At 45.1% G+C, this 14,839-nt stretch carries 14 protein-coding genes; 5 read left to right on the forward strand and 9 right to left on the reverse strand.

What is annotated here, in order from left to right:
- The first annotated feature begins 10 nt into the window (after nt 1-10).
- The 4 genes from ACYVE4_RS04635 (at nt 11) to ACYVE4_RS04650 (ending at nt 4,256) form a co-directional block, all read left to right on the forward strand.
- Nucleotides 11-472, forward strand: a complete 462-nt coding sequence (locus tag ACYVE4_RS04635) for a nuclear transport factor 2 family protein (RefSeq protein WP_460995751.1) — start codon at nt 11-13, stop codon at nt 470-472.
- Between the two features lie 258 nt (nt 473-730).
- Nucleotides 731-1,729, forward strand: coding sequence for an aldo/keto reductase (locus ACYVE4_RS04640; protein ID WP_460995752.1), 999 nt, complete (start codon nt 731-733; stop codon nt 1,727-1,729).
- Nucleotides 1,730-1,802: 73 nt separating this feature from the next.
- Nucleotides 1,803-2,699 carry a helix-turn-helix domain-containing protein gene (locus ACYVE4_RS04645; RefSeq protein WP_460995754.1) on the forward strand — a complete coding sequence of 299 codons (897 nt, stop codon included), beginning with the start codon at nt 1,803-1,805 and terminating at the stop codon, nt 2,697-2,699.
- Between the two features lie 414 nt (nt 2,700-3,113).
- Nucleotides 3,114-4,256, forward strand: coding sequence for a Gfo/Idh/MocA family protein (locus ACYVE4_RS04650; RefSeq protein WP_460995755.1), 1,143 nt, complete (start codon nt 3,114-3,116; stop codon nt 4,254-4,256).
- A gap of 174 nt (nt 4,257-4,430) precedes the next feature.
- Here the strand turns inward: ACYVE4_RS04650 and ACYVE4_RS04655 are convergent, their stop codons facing one another.
- From ACYVE4_RS04655 to ACYVE4_RS04670, 4 genes are all read right to left on the reverse strand, one after another.
- Complete coding sequence (locus ACYVE4_RS04655) at nt 4,431-6,626, reverse strand: PepSY domain-containing protein (RefSeq protein ID WP_460995756.1); 2,196 nt, start codon at nt 6,624-6,626, stop codon at nt 4,431-4,433.
- A 55-nt stretch (nt 6,627-6,681) separates the two neighbouring features.
- Nucleotides 6,682-7,185 carry a DUF2271 domain-containing protein gene (locus ACYVE4_RS04660; RefSeq protein WP_460995758.1) on the reverse strand — a complete coding sequence of 168 codons (504 nt, stop codon included), beginning with the start codon at nt 7,183-7,185 and terminating at the stop codon, nt 6,682-6,684.
- Between the two features lie 4 nt (nt 7,186-7,189).
- Entirely contained in the window at nt 7,190-8,665 is a 1,476-nt protein-coding gene (locus ACYVE4_RS04665; protein ID WP_460995759.1) for an ankyrin repeat domain-containing protein, read from the reverse strand.
- 216 nt (nt 8,666-8,881) lie between these two features.
- Entirely contained in the window at nt 8,882-9,646 is a 765-nt protein-coding gene (locus tag ACYVE4_RS04670; protein WP_460995760.1) for a DUF3575 domain-containing protein, read from the reverse strand.
- Nucleotides 9,647-10,071: 425 nt separating this feature from the next.
- Between ACYVE4_RS04670 and ACYVE4_RS04675 the strand changes: the two genes are divergently transcribed.
- Nucleotides 10,072-10,482, forward strand: a complete 411-nt coding sequence (locus tag ACYVE4_RS04675) for a hypothetical protein (protein ID WP_460995761.1) — start codon at nt 10,072-10,074, stop codon at nt 10,480-10,482.
- Nucleotides 10,483-10,569: 87 nt separating this feature from the next.
- Here the strand turns inward: ACYVE4_RS04675 and ACYVE4_RS04680 are convergent, their stop codons facing one another.
- The 5 genes from ACYVE4_RS04680 to ACYVE4_RS04700 all read right to left on the reverse strand — a co-directional run bounded on the left by ACYVE4_RS04680 (nt 10,570) and on the right by ACYVE4_RS04700 (nt 14,838).
- On the reverse strand, nt 10,570-11,079 hold the full coding sequence (locus tag ACYVE4_RS04680) for a hypothetical protein (protein ID WP_460995762.1): 510 nt from the start codon (nt 11,077-11,079) through the stop codon (nt 10,570-10,572).
- A 119-nt stretch (nt 11,080-11,198) separates the two neighbouring features.
- Complete coding sequence (locus tag ACYVE4_RS04685; protein ID WP_460995763.1) at nt 11,199-12,419, reverse strand: hypothetical protein; 1,221 nt, start codon at nt 12,417-12,419, stop codon at nt 11,199-11,201.
- Nucleotides 12,400-12,975 (reverse strand): RNA polymerase sigma factor, encoded by a 576-nt coding sequence (locus ACYVE4_RS04690; RefSeq protein WP_460995764.1) that lies wholly within the window; start codon nt 12,973-12,975, stop codon nt 12,400-12,402. Before ACYVE4_RS04690 ends, ACYVE4_RS04685 begins: the two co-directional genes overlap by 20 nt.
- Before the next feature lie 23 nt (nt 12,976-12,998).
- The gene (locus ACYVE4_RS04695; protein ID WP_460995765.1) at nt 12,999-14,072 is read right to left on the reverse strand and encodes a hypothetical protein; all 1,074 of its coding nucleotides are present in this window, start codon (nt 14,070-14,072) and stop codon (nt 12,999-13,001) included.
- Between the two features lie 211 nt (nt 14,073-14,283).
- Entirely contained in the window at nt 14,284-14,838 is a 555-nt protein-coding gene (locus ACYVE4_RS04700) for a hypothetical protein (protein ID WP_460995766.1), read from the reverse strand.
- Nucleotide 14,839: the final 1 nt, after the last annotated feature.

The following is a 14,839-nucleotide window of genomic DNA, read 5'->3' on the forward strand; positions in this document are numbered from 1 at the left end:
TATCAAAACCATGAAAAACAGTTTTGCGTCCTTGCTGATTTGCGTCGCTCTAACCAGTGCTTTTGCTCAAACGCCCGCTGATGATGTCGCGGGCGTTCGACAGGCTTGTTTCAATTACATCGATACGTTCTACAAAGCCGATACGACGTTGGCTTATCAGAGCATACACCCAACGCTTCAGAAACGGGGCTTTGCATATGATCAAAAAACGGGTAGTTATTCGAAACAGTTGGAAATGCCTTTTCCGGCCTTAATCCGACTGGCGAACGTATGGAATAAAGAGGGCAAACGCGCCAACGCCGATTCACCCCGGCAGGTTGATGTGTTTGAGGTAGCCGACAAAACGGCGATGGCTAAAGTAACGGCGGTTTGGGGGATCGATTACCTGCACCTGATCAAGGAAAATGACCGCTGGATGATTGTCAATGTGCTGTGGCAATCACCTCCGAAATCGATGCAGGTCATCAAATAGTCGAATTGGTTTTTGGGGTTATAAAAAGCCTCCGCATGGGTATCGGGGGTGTATATAGCTCATTGGCGGCATAGACATTCAATCCTAATTAAGGCAAATTTGTAAACCCATTTATTATTCTCATAAGATCCTGGTTTCGAAAAGTAGCAGGTCTTTCAAACTGCATCAGGGATTTAACTACAACCATCAGGAATTTGAACACACCGTTCTGTACAGGCAAGATGAACTTTGCTTCATAAAACTTCAAGTATAGAACAGATGAAAAAAGTAACGTTAGGCACACAGGGATTTCAAGGACCACCAATAGGATTAGGCTGTATGGGCATGACGGGTTTTGCCGGTAATGATATGTATGGAAAAGCTGATGAAGCGGAAGCCATCGCTACGATTCACCGGTCGGTTGAACTGGGCGGTAATTGGCTGGATACAGCCGATTTATATGGCCCCTTTGACAACGAAAAACTGATTGCCAAAGCGGTTGGCAACAGCCGCAACAAGTATATCCTGGCTACAAAATTTGGCTGGGAGATTGATGATTCAGGCAAGCTTACCTGGACAATTAACGGCAGGCCTGACTATGTGCGAAAAGCCGTCGAACGTTCACTTAAAAACCTAAAAACCGATTATATCGATTTGTACTACCTGCACCGCCTTGATAAAACTACACCCATTGAAGAAACAGTAGGTGCCATGGCCGACTTAGTACACGAAGGGAAAGTACGTTATCTGGGTTTGTCAGAAATGTCGGCAGAAACCGTCCGCAAGGCCAATGCTATACACCCTATTACAGCGTTGCAATCCGAATATTCGTTGTTTGAACGAACGGTAGAAGCTCGTGGTATTATTAACGAAGTACAGGAGATGGGGGTTGGTTTTGTGGCTTACTCACCCTTAGGCAGAGGATTTTTGTCGGGCCAGATACGAACCATCGATGATTTGCCAGTAAATGATTTTCGTCGCCACATGCCTCGTTTTCAACCAGCCTACTTCCCTAAAAACATCGAGCTACTTAGGGCGATCGAAGCCTTGGCGATCCAGAAAGACATCACCCCTTCTCAGATTGCACTCGCCTGGACCCTAAAAAAAGGAGCGTTGCCAATACCAGGAACAAAACGCCGAAACTATCTGGAGCAGAATTTGGGGGCTGCTTCCGTTGAGTTGACCGACTCAGATATGGAAAAGCTTGAAAATATTGTTCCTTTGGGTATCGATACCGGAAATGCGTATGATGAATTTGGTATGAGCTTGATTGATTAACTTGTTTTCTCCCATGCTGGTAACTAGCCTGCATGGGAGAAGAAATTAAGCCAATTCTTGTTACCTAGTTGTTATGAAGAACATCCAAACGATTACTGAGTTTCATCGATTACTATCGCTGCCGGAGCCACAGCATCCGCTGGTGAGTGTTACCCAGTCCGAACTGTGTAAATTCGACACCAATGGCCCTTGGGCCCAGTTTATTCACCAGTTTTATTGTATTGCCCTGAAGCGGGATGTGAAGGGCAAAATCAAATACGGGCAACAAACCTACGACTACGATAAAGGCGTTATGAGTTTTACGGCACCCCGGCAAGTGCAATCGTTGGACGTGCAGACCCTGGAATGCGGCACGGGTATGCTGTTGCTATTTCACCCAGATTTACTGCTTAAACATCCGTTGGCAACAACCATTACCCAATATGGTTTCTTTTCGTATGCCGTCAACGAAGCTCTTCATTTATCACCCCGAGAAGAAGAGGATATTCTTGCTTTTTTCAAGAAAATAGACCAGGAATGCCAGTATATTGACCGACACACCCAGGACATTATTCTGTCGCAGCTTGACCTTTTGCTCCACTATTCCAATCGTTTTTACGAACGGCAATTCATTAGCCGAACGAATAGTAGCAGCGATTTGCTGATAAAATTTCAAGCCATTGTCGATGCCTACTTCAATTCTGATCAACCGGAAGAAAAGGGCTTGCTTACGGTGCAGCAAGTGGCAGCCGCCATGCATTTATCGCCCAATTACCTGAGTGACATGCTACGCTCGTTAACGGGGTATAATGCCCAACAACACATTCAGCTTAGGCTTGTTGAAAAAGCAAAGGAAATACTAGCTATCAGCAACTTTACGGTAGGGCAAATAGCGTATCAATTGGGCTTCGAGCATCCCCAGTCATTCAGCAAGTTTTTTAAAGCGAAGACGAATCAGTCTCCATTGTCGTTTAGAGCTTCATTTAATTGATGAATGCAGTGCTGATGTCTACATTCCTGACGATTACCTCTCGTACACGAATTCTCAGCTAACGCACCTAAAAACTGCGACAGGTTGCTGAAGGCTTTTTTCTAATTATAGTGATTGCTTCGTTTTCAAGTAGATTCCTGAACATCATCCCGATTTCCGTGTTAGCTTTTTAGCTTGAGCGATCTAGTAGCTGTATGCTGGCAATGAGCCTGAGTCCTTAAGTGCGAACATCGTTTGTGTAACACTTGTGTTTAGGATCATGAATACACTACATACCGCTCAATTAGCCGGTCAGGCAAACCCTTTAAGGGACGTTTACTCATAAAACGTCTCCCAATCGCTAAAATCCACCTCATTGTCCTAACGTAAAGGCCTTCGAGGCAGTTGTTTTTGGGAATACAACCATAAAAACGCATGGAAACAACAACATCAACAGACCAATCGATTGGTCTTGGTATCATCGGTTTGGGCGGCTTCGGCTTATTTGCCGCCCAACAGTTCTTGCAGATTCCGACTATTAAACTAATCGCTATCGCTGGCTCGAAACACGAAGAAGTGATCACTGCCGACAAACGTTTTGGGGTTAAGCACCTGGAAAGTCTCGATGAGTTAGTCAACCAACCCGATATTGACCTTATTTATATTGCAACGCCCCCATTTTTGCATTATCAACAGGCCATGCTGGCGCTCAAGGCCGGAAAACATGTTATCTGCGAAAAACCACTGGCTATTAACCCTGAGCATGGTCGTGAATTGATTGAGACGGCCCGGCAAAAAGGCTTGCTGATGGTTACCAATCTAATGCAGCGGTACAATCCGATGTTTGCCCGAATCAAACAGTTGATTGACAAAAAGTTACTGGGTGAATTTCTGCATGGTTACTTTGAAAACTACGCAGGCGACGAAGGACTTAACCCGCAACACTGGTTCTGGGACCGCAGCAAAAGCGGTGGCATTTTCATTGAACACGGGGTGCATTTCTTCGACATGTTTGCCGGGTGGCTGGGCGATGGGACCGTAAAAGCGGCTCAGGTAGTGAAACGACCTGATAGCGCTGATATTGAAGATCAGGTTCAGGCAACGGTTGAGTACGGAGATGATCGTACAGGACGTAAACTCGTCAATTTTTACCATGGCTTTACCCAAACCGGACGCATGGATCGCCAAGAAATGCGGCTTGTGTTTGAGCGTGGCGATGTAACACTTTTCGAGTGGATTCCAACTCGCATGATACTGCGCTGTGTTGCCGATGAGGAAACGACGCGTTCCCTAATGGATTTATTTCCGGGAGCCCAGTTGAATGTTACAGCCAATATTGGTGGCAAAGATCGTCCGCTCTATGGTCGACACAAACAATTCGATGCGTATCAGCAAATCGAACTTCGGTTTGGCTTTGGCAACGAGAAACAACACATTTACAGCGAGATACTTCGACTCATGTTTCATGATCAGGTTCAGGCCATTCATTTTCCGGGTACACATCGGATTATTACTGAACAAAACGGCTTGCTATCGCTCGAGACCGCTGCAGAAGCCGATAGGATTGCCCGCAGTTGAGAAACCTGACTGTTCTAGATCTGATTTTCGTGTAAACAGACTCGACAAATGGCCTCAATAGTTACGATGTGCTGTCGATTAGCCCGGTAAAATTGAGAGGGGTAAGCACTTCCTCCATTTCTTCCAGCGTGGCAAAATCCAGAATATGTCGCTCTCCCGCAAATCATCGCTCATTTAATAGCAATCCATCAATATCTGGCCGTGCGACTGGTAAACACTGACAGGTTGACCTAGTTTTTTCTGGCAGATGGATTCTAATAGGGCAAGAACATCCTTTTGCATAGCCAACGAACCACAGATCATCAATACCCCTTTCATCATCAACGTGTTGGCTAGAAAATCGGCGTCACGAGTGAGTAGATCGCTGACGTACGTTCGGTCGCCTTCGCGCGAATAGGCTACGTGCAGGTTTGTAAGTTGTTGAGCAGCTTGATTCGCTTTCAGAAAATCGTGGTAGACGTCGAACGAGGTGCTTTGGCGAAAACCACAGTACAGATGACACGGTATCTGGCCCTTATTCTGGCTAATCATGCCTAGAAACGGAGCAATTCCAGTACCATTGGCGATCATGACAACTACTGGGGCCTTTTTCGGAAAATGAAAATGGTCGTTGTCAACAATCCGTCCCTGAATCGTTGCGCCAGGAGTCAATTCATGCAAAAAGCCAGAACCCAATCCATTTGGATGCAGACGTACACTTAATTGAAGTTCGTTATTCAACACACCAATTGAATAGAGCCGTTCGCGGTGGTCGTTGGCGGGGTAAATAGCCAGTAAATCACCCGATGTGATGCTGTTTTTCCGCTTAGCTTGTAGACGAATTAAAAAAGTCCCGTCTGGTTGAGCTGTTTTCGTATTACTGATTACGGTTAACGTATCAAGTTTGGGAGTGGACGTCCGGAGCAAATCCGACGATACTGGCATAGGCAGATTAGTTTGCTGCGACCAGGCTTCAGCCCACAAACTAAACTCCTCCGGCGACCGATCATTGACCGTATGAATATCGACCAGCGGAACGGCCCACGATTGATGAGAAAGCACTTGGTTCACCTCAAAGGCGAACTTACAAAAGTCAGGATACGCGTGCGAACCAAAACCAAGCACAGAATAACGAACAGGTTGCGGCTGCGGAGACTTCCCGATCAAGTCCGCAAATCGCCTGGCATTGGTTGGTGCATCGCCAAGGCCATACGTAGCCGTCAATACAATCAGGTGCTCGGCTTTTGGGAAAACGGTGTAGTTATTGAGTTCGGTCAGGAAGACCTTTTCGCCCAGTTTCAGGAGTTGCTGATGGACAAATTGGGCATACCGAAATGTACTACCATTTTCTGACCCAACCAGAATAATAAATCGGCTTTCCTCGGCTGAATACTTGTTTTTGACCCGGTTAGCCCGTCGTTTAATTGTGATAGCAAATCCGGAATAGATAAAAAAGAGGATATTTCCAGAAGCGATTGCCAGAATAATGGCCCAGATGGCGCTCGTCCGTCCCGTATGTATATCCAAACTTAGGTTCGTCAGTAAAACGGCAGTCGGGTAGCGATTTTCACTGAGAATATCGCCCGTTAACTGATTGACAGTCAGATGTCTATCTTTGAGCTTTAGGGTATAGTAATCTTCAACATCATCTGAAAACGGGAATTCGATGTGCTGAACTTCCGAAAGTTTTATACTTTTAAACACGGCAAAATCGGCCAACTTTCGTTCAGGTGTTGATTTGATTGCATCAAAATCAATTGTAGGCGAAATTTTCTCTACGCCAACCAGCCCGAAGCGTTCCAGCGAAAGGTACGTTCCCGATAGCGCAATGATGAAAATTGGAATCAAGGATAGTCGGCCAAGTACGACATGGTAATACTGTGCAAAATTGTCCCGCACGATTCGGGTAAAGAATCGCTTTAGTCCACGCTGACGCTGAACAATCAGCATCGTACCAGAAATTGTAATCAGCAGGAGCAAAAATGCCGTTAATCCAATGAAAAATCGGCCCGCTTCATGTAGAAAAAGTGATCGGTGAAGCGCAGTAACCCACTGAAAAAACTCGCTTTGCCCGGTAGGTTTGCCCAGAATTTTGCCCGTTTGCGGATCAACATACGCCGTTAGGCTCTTTCCATCAGCATCGCTCCCCTTGATTTGTACAAACTGGTTGGCATCGACGCTCAGCTCGCTGATTTCGGAAACACTTTTTTTAAGAATCGGAATCGTCTGAGCCAGTGTAAGCTGATTGAATGTATCGACTCGATATGGCTGAATTTTCTGCGAAACAGGTTCAAATGCCAGAATAACTCCCGTTATTGACGCCAGAGTCAGTAAAAGAAAAGAAGATACAGCCAGGGCTAAATGGCTGTATCTCCAAACAGAAATGGTCATATATGAAGCCGCTGTTAATTAGGCAACAGGATTGGCACAACGCAGTTGACGCACCTTAGTTGCTTGTATTAGGACTGAAGCGTACATAGCGGATGTAGCCCGTTCCTTCACTTTTGGCCGAAAGCCCTTCAGTTGTCAGCGGGATTTCGAGATCTTTGGCGTGATCTTCCTTATCCTCCACAGCACTTTCGAACCGCAATTTATAATTGCTATTAAGCTTCGAGTTATCGATGTCAAGCACAATAACGCTCCGATCTCCACCAGCGACCGATGCACCAGAAATAGCACTAATATTCGGTGTTTTTTTTCCCAATGCCTTAAACCAGGCTTTTACATCCGGATACCATTTTTTATCGGAACCCAGCACATATAGCGTTTTCTCGTAAGCGCCTTTCCCGTTTATAAGCGAAACGGCGATATACGCTTTTTCACCCATGTAGTTGGTCATCTGAATCATACATTTATACTGAGTTGTCCCCGATTGTTGAGCTACTGAAACAAATGGGCCAGTAACAACCAGAGCCAGTATCAGTACCCCAATTTTATGCAAACAAGCCATAGATTTATTTCAGAAAAGTGAGCGATACATTGCCTTTTGATAGCGATTCGTTTTCGCTGGCCAGATCAAAAGCAGTTTCTTTAAAACCGGTCGGAATATCCTTTTTGGCCCCGATTGATAACAGGTATTTTAGCATGGCATCGTCTTTCGATATCATGGCGGCTTTATGCAGAGCCGTTATCCCTTCCTGGTTCCGAGCATTCACATCAACCTGGAGGGGCTCAATTTTTTTCAGTAGTGCCAGGTCGTTTTTGGCAACGGCTAAATGATAGAGCGTATTACCATTTTTCTGGGGAGCCTTCACGTCCAATCCTTTATCCTGAAGCAGTTTCATTTTTGCGACAAAATCATCAGCCTGTGGTCCGTTACGATACGATTGCACCAGATAAGCAGTGAGGTTATCACCTTTTTTGTCCAATGCAGTAATATCAGCGCCTTTTCCTAACAGATAACTCACGACTTCTGGTGAGTTACTCTGTACAGACATCGCCAGTGCGGTTACTCCTTTCAGATTACCCTGATTGATATTTTTCACTTTTGGCAGCAACAAATCCAGCACAGCAATATCCCGATTCGATGCAGCAGCATTCATAAATACTGTATTCCCTTCGTCGTCGGCCTGATTTACATCAACGCCTTTGTCCAGAAAATGCTGGATAATTTCATTCTGTTTAGGACGGCGAACAAGCGCGTGAAGTACGTTTTCACCGTTTTTTGCCGTTGCAGTCGGTTTGATACCTAAGCCTTCCAGATATTCGAATACGTCCATGGTATTTGGCCCCCGGCGGCTACCCTGACTGGCCATAATCAGGGCATTCGGATTAACAGGCACTCCACGTTGTTGCAATACTTTCAGCTGGTCGATATTTCCCCCTCTGGCCGCATAACTGAACGCATTGTTACCAGCAGCATCCGTACTTTTCAAATCCAGCCCTTTCGACACAAAATAATCCGTCAGCTTGAGGTCCTTATCGTTAGCAATGGCGATTAACAATGCATTGGCTCCGTCATGATTCAAGTCTTTTTTAAGATCAGCGCCATTGCGGAGACACAAATCATATATTTGGGTATTAGGTTGCCCACCAGTTGCGGCAAAATTCAGAACAGTCAGGCCATGACTATCTTCTGTCTTGGTTTTAGAGCCTTTCGAAAGCAGGTATTCCATAATCTCAACATTTCCCCGATTGGCGGCCCAGTGCAGATAGTTGCGGCTATCATGCGTTATCTTGTTAGGATCGTTTCCGGGTTGCGCCAGGAGGTATTTTATCGTCTCGTTAGGGGCTTGCGCATTGATTGCCATGACAACCGGATCAAACCCTGATGGATTAAGTTGCGACGGGCTGGCTCCTTTTTCCACTTCAGCCTTAACCTGGTTCGCATCTGGCTTATTCTGCCAGAACGACTGTTCCAATAGTACATTTTTCTGCGCCTGAGCGGAGAACGCAAGGCTTATCAGAAGAGCACTTACTAGTTTTTTCATATCTATTCGACGAGAATTGACTTACTTTTTCGGCTCGATATTCTTGAACCGAACGCAAAATTAATAAGACTCAGTCTAAATAAAACTTTTGATAGGCACTAAATTTTCTTGGCTGCTGAAATCCGCGAACGTATGGCGGGTAGAGTAGCAATCGTAAAAAAAAGTCCTGCACTTAGTAGTAAAGTGCAGGACACGAAAAAATAAGCCGGATTATCGTTAAAAACTGTAGGCGAATGCCACGCCAAATGCCCGAACGCCATAATAAGGTCCGTCAAGATTGGCCGTAACCAGGGGCAAGTTAAACGTTGAACTAACCGTATAGAGTGGTAATTGAGTATTATCAATATCGCTTTTCATCTTGGTGATGTCATAAGGCGTTAGCGTTTTCCAATACGGGTCAGTCCCACTAAAAACAGCGTTGACATTCGTTCCATAAAAAGGACCCAGCAACCATAAATCCAACCCTATATGTTTACCCAGCAGAAACTGGTATCCTAACAAAATTCCGGCTCCACCGGCACTAAAATTGGCTTCTAAATGCATCTGATGTAGCCCTCCATCCTGAGAACGATACTGGTAATCGTTGCTGATATTCATATTGGCATAACGCACGAAAGGGGCAATATACCAGCCAGTTGGCGCATGTCCCGCCGGGTAGAACCGATATTCCAGCGTTGCAATTTTTTTGGAAAACAAGGTTGTTTCGATAGCCCGACGAGCATCGGCGTTATCCTGATATTGGTCTAGCAACGCCTGCTTAAAGGGCAAAGGGGTACCGTTTGCCACGTAGTTTCCAGATAAAGTAATTGAGCTATACCGATTTAGTACCCGCTCGACCTGGGCTGTATAACTCTGAATGATTACCCCTGACAGATTAAACTTCACAACCGTTCGGTTGGCAACCTGGGCATCTGCCTGCCCTTGTCCTAGCAGAAAAACTGATCCTACTCCTAAAAGAAACTTTTTGCCAAAAGAGATCATACCGGATGGATTTTAGTGATTGTTTCTTTTCTAAAATTCCCTTCTGGAGCATTCTGCTGAAATAGTTACTACTAACTAATTTTTAGAGCGATGCAAAGCTTATTTCATAGCAGTTCGTAGCTAATTAGAGTTGTTTTGTCGACAACTGACGAACGACAACTTTTCTTTTTCCTCACAAACTCGTAGGTTGCGCCCGAATTTGGCAACATGGGTTGCTAAATGGTGTGGATAGAAACAGAAACGCCCCGGCTGATGGCTGGGGTGATTTTTATTTAGTAGTCAATCTGCTTACTATTATGTCGATTACCTATTCGTTGACCGAATCAGGGTACTAAAAAGCAGGTTCGGTTTTGCTATTGAGGACTTCAAACCCATAAGACCTATACTTGGAATGATGATCAACTCAATCAAGAGCCGGTGTATCAATGAAGCAAATTATTACCCTAGTCGTTGTCTGTCTTTTATTTATTGTCTGGATACTAGTAAAACCGGATCAGAAGCAGCTCGATAATGAGCATCTACAACTTGAGCTGGAAGCACAGGAAAGGTTTCAGGAAAGGACAGATGCGCTGTATAAGGAAAATCAATCGGAATTAGTCCTGGCAGCTGAAAGTGAAATCCGTTATATATTAAGCAATGCTGGTATTCGGTGTCTGGGCGTGAAGGAAGTAGAACCCCGCTGCTTATGGGTGGCTGTTGAGGATGACGATAACAACCTGGATGCTTTGTCAATTAGCTTATGCCATAGCGCCAAAAAGCAATTCTTCAAATCGCTGACAATTGTGAATGCAAAAGGGAATTCAATCAATACCTATACACTAGAGCAGTTGCAGTAAGCCTTACAAGCCACTCATCACCAACTTACTAAATAGTATCCAGAGATCCTTTCTAGCAGGTTTGCAAACAGATGGTAACCTGCCGTTCTACTCTTCTTCTTTCTTCTTGACAATCTGAACAACTTTGCCGTTTTCGACAAGTTTCGTTTTCAAAACAGTTTGCTTGAGTACTTTCAACAGCAGAAACGGCTGCGTTGGAGACGGTAGGGGATTATGAGTCAGTGTGGTATCCGCCAGACGAATATACCGAACCGTTAGTACAGAATCTTGTACAAATACTTTACTAATAGAAAGTTTCGGTGGCTTGGTAGTGGGCGGAAGCACGACCCCAATCACGGTTTCTTTTGAGAAATTTACTACATCAGCAGACTTACCGGTTGCCGCTGGTTTAAACGTCTCTTCGAATGCTTCGGCCTGCTCAAATACAAATAAGGTGGTCTTTCCTTTATTGACGCGCGCACCCTCATTTAGCAGATAACCAGGAAGAAGGCGATACGTTAAATTAATCTGAGCAAGGGCAAAAACGCTAAGAAGCAAACCACTACCAATCAAAAAAGGAATGCGTAAACGACTACGAATAGAGGCAAAAACAGGCATATCTACTATCTACTTCAATCAGAACTACTATTTGTCTAACGTTTGATTACTGATTCAGTGTATGTATGAATAAAAAAAGATAAGTTCTTCCATCAAGGTACTATTCCATTTATACAGTGTTAAAGCCAGATAAAGTTCAGAATCCGTTTGGGCCGATGGTCAAATGAAGTAGGCTTAAACCGTTGTTTACGAGGCACATATCGGTAGTATCGTGATCCGACCCGTAGTGTTGTATTGCGAGTTAAAGCTGTCGGAATGAGATCATCCTCCAACGTATGTAGGCTACCGTTCGTTTGGCTGGCAATAGTATAATAATCCGTTTGGAACGCCCGTATTGTATCGCTGCCCGTAGTGCCGCAAAGTACTACGTGAACCGGTTTTCTAACCTGATTAAGCAAAGGCATATCTTTAACCGTACTGATATTATCAGCCACCAGAATCAGATGTCGGGCTTCCGGAAAGCTGTTTTGAGCCGCTAAAAGTGCTTCAATATCATTTTCTGCATCGTCTTTATTCTGGACTGTATTTCGGGCAGCCGCCAGCAGAACCGGCAGCACATCTATTCCCTTACGTTCGCGGGTGATAAACATTTGCCCAGCGGGGCCATTTGGCCGGGTTTGGTGTCCCAGACTATCGCAGTCGGTGAAAAATACGATACCCTTTATGGCTGGATTACGCGTCTGTTTTTTCAACCAGGCAAAAATCTGCGTTGTGTAAGGATACATGCTGCTAGTCAAATCGCAGACAATGACCGCATCAGGCCACTTGCGTAGGTTACGGTCCAATATGCGATAGGAAGTAGAATCCGTGCCGAAATTATCTGTTTGTATCTGATTTGTAATATCAATTTCCTCGGGACTGAATTCAACAATTCTGGGTGGCTGAATGTAGCTGGTAAGACCATTTTGCAATGGCTTGATTTCGCCTATGCTATTAATATAAGCCGATGGTGCCGCAGCAATTGTATACATTTTCTCGCCGACCATCGGAAATGCTGCTTTTCCAGACTTACTATTTTTTAAGGGATGAGTTGATCGTTTTTCAGCCATAGCTTTTGCTGACGGAACAGGCTTAGACGCTGAATTAGTCCCAGGAACTGATTTGTCAGTAGTGAGCCTTACAACTACCTTAGTATCAGGCGCATCATTCCGGGTTAGAAACCATCCAAGTAAACTTAGCAAGGCTAAAATTCCTCCTAAAATAGTACCTCGTATCGTCCAGCGACGACGGCGTAAGATAGGTTGTATTTCCTCCCAATCGGCAGGGTTATAAGCCGGTCGGTAGTTGTCCAGTGACTGACGTACCCAGTCATGTAGCTGCTTATCCTCTTGTTCGCTCATGATTTTTAGGTAGTTGGGTGGTCAGTGCTTTACGCAGTAAACGATTGGCTTCGGTCAGGTGAGACCGCGATGTACTTTCGACGATTCCTAGTTGCTCGGCAATTTCCCGATGGGTGTAGCCTTCTAGAACGTACAAACTGAAAACCATTCGATACGGAACGGGCAACTCATGCAATACCGCCAGAATATGTTCAGCCGAAAGTTGGGCAAAAATGGCTTCGTCGTTCAGATAGGGTTCTTCCAACGTATCCCCAACCAACTCCACCGAAAAATCCATCGATTGCTTTCGGCGTTTGCGATAATAATCAATGGCTGTATTGACCATAATTCGTCGCAACCATGGCATCAATACGGCTTCGTTTTTGAGGTCTTTCAGGCTCCGGAATACCTTTAAAAATCCGTCATTCAGCATCTCGCGAGCATCTTCCCGGTCACTGGCATACGCCAGACAAACGGATAGGGCATAGCTATAGAAACGTTCGTAAAACGCCTTCATGGCCCCCTCTTTACCGCGACGGCAACCATTAATTAGATCGGTTAATGAACGATCTGTCAAATCGAGATAACGTTGAGTATGCGTTACTGACAATTCATATACGTATACGTTTCCGTAGTGGTATAACTTTGAGAAGCTGACGCGGGATTCGGGTACTTCACCGTAATAGCATTATTCGTCACCAGCCCCTGACTATTTACCTGGTTACTAGCCGTTTGCTCTGAATAAGGCTCCATTTTTCCAGTAGTCGTATTTAGATAAAATGCATTGGCTGTTACTAAAACACCAGGCTGACCATATTCCGAGTTTACTATGGGCCAACCTTTAAAAGCAGGTAAAGCCGTTGATGATGGTTGAGCGTTACTCCAGGTCTGTGCAAAGGTCCGATTTAAGGTATTATTGATGTATTCATCCGTTTTGGTTAAATGCCGATCAGTGTCATACGTGTAGGTTGCTTCATATCCTCCCGGAATCGTTAGCTTCGTCATTAACCCATTCTGAAGAGCAATTGGCCGCACTTCGGAAGCGCCTGATTTCTCAACATAATCCATTAATTGCTTTTTCTGATACGTCCAGATTCGTAGGGGACCTGTTGGGCTATCTGGAATTTCGGTCGCTACAGCCGGATCATACGTATACGTACTTCGCGCTGTTTTCGTCACTAAATCACCTGCGCTGTCGTAGTTATACGTTTCTATCGTTGCCGTATTGACGCCATAAGCCCCGATATTTTTTGTACTGACGCTGGCTAGTCGGCCATTGGTGTACGAATAGCTACTGGTAATGGAAACCTGCTCGTTCTTTGTTTTATTATTGAAAACGGCGGTTCGCTTTTCCAGAGAATTCATCGCCGTCACATACCCATCCGTATCGTACGTGTACGTGACGGTTGTTGTGCCGGTTTGCGTATCGCTCCCACTGGTTGCTCGTTTGTCCAGCGTTGTGACCATACTAATCAAATTTCCCGACGGATCGTATCCATAACGGCTCTGATTTGTAGTCGTATAAAAAGCAGATACGGAGTTCGCCCTGTATTGTTGAATCTGACAGGTGGTCTGCGGAGCAGTCTCATTTGCATCTCGACTGCAACCAACACTAAACCAGCCGATTACTATACAATACAGCAAGGCGTACAAAAAAGAACCAATCGTTTTCATGACGTTTATCATTCATCAGTTTCCCTATATCGACATAGACGAACGTCAGGTGAAAAACGCTGGTAGAAAATCAACTTTTCTTGTGAGAAATTTTTGTTTGCTCTGACTCCTGGGTCTGTGTCTTCACAGAACCCTCATGCGCCAGCCGACTTAGACATCCGGGAATATAGCCTGTGAGGCCACAGGCCAGGTGAGTCTATAGAAACTAGGACTAATTCTGTGTAGCGGTCGAATTCAGGGGATTACGGACGTTCATACCAGCGACATTGAAGCAGGAGTTTTGATTATCGCTTTTGCATTCAAACAAATCGAACGATTCGACACCTTTATCCAGTCGCTCGAAATAGAGAACGAACGGTACTTTTTCGTCATTCTTGATATCGAGGGTTTCGGGCGACATTGGAATTCCTTCGGTTTTGAGCAACGCATAGGTTTTCTTCCCATCCGAAGTCGCCAACACAGCTTTCGGATTAAACGAAATACTGCTCGTGCCGTAATAGTTATTGTTGCGCTCAGTCGGGTCTTTTGAAAACGTCATGTAAAGCACCGTGTAACTAGCCGTCAGACGGATATCGGTGACCCGAATATCAGGGTCTTGCGAGTGTCCTAGCCCGCCTTGAGGATCAGGGTAAAGCCGTGGTTGGTATGCCACTACTGGCTGATTAGCCTGGTAATACTCAGCACCATCCGCAGGAGCGTTCACAGTTGCGGGCCGGTTCGAGGTACAGGCCGATAGCAGCAGAAGGAGGGCAACGATGGCTTTCATG

It is taken from the genome of Spirosoma harenae (assembly GCF_054776975.1).

Excerpts from the sequence above, each read along its gene's own strand:
- ACYVE4_RS04635 (WP_460995751.1), top strand. The coding sequence starts at position 11 with ATGAAAAACAGTTTTGCGTCCTTGCTGATTTGCGTCGCTCTAACCAGT.
- ACYVE4_RS04640 (WP_460995752.1), top strand. The coding sequence starts at position 731 with ATGAAAAAAGTAACGTTAGGCACACAGGGATTTCAAGGACCACCAATA.
- ACYVE4_RS04645 (WP_460995754.1), top strand. The coding sequence starts at position 1,803 with ATGAAGAACATCCAAACGATTACTGAGTTTCATCGATTACTATCGCTG.
- ACYVE4_RS04650 (WP_460995755.1), top strand. The coding sequence starts at position 3,114 with ATGGAAACAACAACATCAACAGACCAATCGATTGGTCTTGGTATCATC.
- ACYVE4_RS04655 (WP_460995756.1), bottom strand. The coding sequence starts at position 6,626 with ATGACCATTTCTGTTTGGAGATACAGCCATTTAGCCCTGGCTGTATCT.
- ACYVE4_RS04660 (WP_460995758.1), bottom strand. The coding sequence starts at position 7,185 with ATGGCTTGTTTGCATAAAATTGGGGTACTGATACTGGCTCTGGTTGTT.
- ACYVE4_RS04665 (WP_460995759.1), bottom strand. The coding sequence starts at position 8,665 with ATGAAAAAACTAGTAAGTGCTCTTCTGATAAGCCTTGCGTTCTCCGCT.
- ACYVE4_RS04670 (WP_460995760.1), bottom strand. The coding sequence starts at position 9,646 with ATGATCTCTTTTGGCAAAAAGTTTCTTTTAGGAGTAGGATCAGTTTTT.
- ACYVE4_RS04675 (WP_460995761.1), top strand. The coding sequence starts at position 10,072 with ATGAAGCAAATTATTACCCTAGTCGTTGTCTGTCTTTTATTTATTGTC.
- ACYVE4_RS04680 (WP_460995762.1), bottom strand. The coding sequence starts at position 11,079 with ATGCCTGTTTTTGCCTCTATTCGTAGTCGTTTACGCATTCCTTTTTTG.
- ACYVE4_RS04685 (WP_460995763.1), bottom strand. The coding sequence starts at position 12,419 with ATGAGCGAACAAGAGGATAAGCAGCTACATGACTGGGTACGTCAGTCA.
- ACYVE4_RS04695 (WP_460995765.1), bottom strand. The coding sequence starts at position 14,072 with ATGAAAACGATTGGTTCTTTTTTGTACGCCTTGCTGTATTGTATAGTA.
- ACYVE4_RS04700 (WP_460995766.1), bottom strand. The coding sequence starts at position 14,838 with ATGAAAGCCATCGTTGCCCTCCTTCTGCTGCTATCGGCCTGTACCTCG.